The 2,189-nt window shown below is 39.9% G+C and carries 1 protein-coding gene; it reads right to left on the bottom strand.

The features are described 5' to 3' along the window. Positions 1-345: 345 nt before the first annotated feature. Positions 346-1,455, bottom strand: coding sequence for a hypothetical protein (locus tag QUA77_RS28915; protein WP_333454053.1), 1,110 nt, complete (start codon positions 1,453-1,455; stop codon positions 346-348). Between the last annotated feature and the right edge of the window lie 734 nt (positions 1,456-2,189).

The following is a 2,189-nucleotide window of genomic DNA, read 5'->3' as shown; positions in this document are numbered from 1 at the left end:
TGACTATCTACCAAAATGGAATTATCGTGCAGTTCCGACTATTTAGCAGACGCTAAAGTTATTAAATTGTCATTCCTGAGCAACTCAGAGAACTTTATAGTTTCATCGGAGAATCACTTGCGCTTGAAAACAACCCATCATAAAAACTCGGTTTTCTCAACAGCACTTATGCAATCGGTATCAGGACAAGCAACTTGTAGGATGCTCTACTACTTTCACGATCAACGGATTACCGAGGGGTTGGGAAAGTAGAGTATCTTACTAATTGTGAGACTTGCATAATTCCTGATTTTTTAACTGCAGATAAACACAGATGAACGCAGATGAAATTTCGTCTGCGTTCTTTTAATTAAGCTTGAATCCTTTAGCGGCTAATTGCTGGCGGAGACTCTGAATAATTACGCGATCGAGAGTATTTTCACCGCTATTGGTACTAGATTGGCGCTGTTGTTCAATATATGCTGTACGCTTTTGAGATAAGTCGCGTATCGTCTTTTTAATTGCTTCTCTTTCGGTTTTATTTCCAGCTACATATGCTCTTTTTTCTGTTAGGGTCATCCCTCGCATGATTTCTGGTAAATTATCATCTGATATTGCCTCTAGTTTAACTGTTCCGTTTTCGAGAGCATCCAGCAAGTCCCAAGAAGCATTATCATAGTATTCAGAAGCTTTAGACGCACTACGCAAAACAGTATTGCTGCCAGCATTACTATCTTCAACTGCTTGACGTTGTTGTCCTATTCTTCCTTCTCTACCGTAGGGAATGTAAGTTTGATTGAGTTTAGTATTCCAAGTAGAAATTTCGTCGTCGTAAGGGGACTTGATTACCACAATTTGTTGGTTTTGATTAATGTTGAAGCTACTGCCTTTTGCTAACTCGGCTCCTGATGCCCAAAGTCTTCGCTCCTGACTTTCGGCTGAACCACAGTAGATTGTATTAACGAGAATATCTCCTTTAACCGCGAGATTGACCGATTGGTTCCAAACTATTGGGCCTTGATCGAATGGTTCATTACCCGCAATAAAAATCACGCGAAAATCTTCCTGATTTTTACTCCAGTTTAATTCTTGCATGGCCGAACGAATTACCCAGCCAGCATATTCTTGACCGCCGTTGGTTTTGATACTAAATAGCTTTTCGGAAACTAAATCTAATTCAGGAGTAAACCCAGTTAATAATCTGACAAAACCTTCCGAGGAAGGTAAGCTGTCATTACCATAATGGTACAGAGCAACCTCTAACTCTGGTACTTCGCCATTTTTGGTTACTTTAGTTAAAAAATTAACAACTTGCCAAAGTTGAGTACGAGTCTGGTCAATCAATCCATCCATGCTATTACTAGAATCTAAAAGGATGGCTATCTGAATTTTAGGTTTAGCGAAAGCTGCTGTGGGGGAACACAAGATACTTAGGGTTAAAGCTGTAGTGAATAAAATTCGAGTTAGTTTCTGCATGGAATTTTCTGATTTGTTTATAGTCAGGACTGACGCACTCAAGGGGAATTTTGCAAGGTTTTAAGATTCTTCGCAACACTTGCGAATGACAGAATTATGTTTTCCCAATTATAGTCATTGGACAATAGATTTGATTGCTGGTGTCAAGTCACTTGTAACAAGATTTTACATTGGTGATTAATTCAGTTACCCAAAATCAGGACACGGCAGTGCCGTTTCCTTACAAGATTTTTTTGGGTAGGGAGACGGCATTGCCGTCTCCGACCTATGAGTGCAACCGGAATTGATATTAAATAAAAATATCCACAAACAAAAACCCGGTTGCTTGAATTAATCGGGTTTTTATGTATTCGATCGATTTCAACCCCTCGGCGATTAATTCAAGCTAGGAATGCAAGTGGAATCACTAATTGTTAGTGGGTTGCTGGGACTTGCAGCCGGATTAATTAAGAGGCTGTTGTCCTTAGAAGAAGTATTGGCAATGGGGGAAATCGCACTATAAACAGTCGTGCCTTCAAAGGAATAATTGGCTGACTTTGAGCGCTGGTGAGAGAACTCAACAAGCTGTTCTTGTCGAAGATGAGGATGTCATCGTCGGTTTCGCTAAAGGTCATCATGCTGGGAATTGCACCGCCATGTAGCAAGATATCGTCGGGGATATAGCAATCCTAAATGATTTTCTCTATCTAGATCAATCCTCAATGATTTTCTCTGTGTAAGTATATTGACGTATT

This window comes from Microcoleus sp. K5-D4 (assembly GCF_036704575.1).
Lineage (GTDB): Bacteria > Cyanobacteriota > Cyanobacteriia > Cyanobacteriales > Microcoleaceae > Microcoleus.
This window is presented reverse-complemented; position numbering and strand designations above follow the sequence as displayed.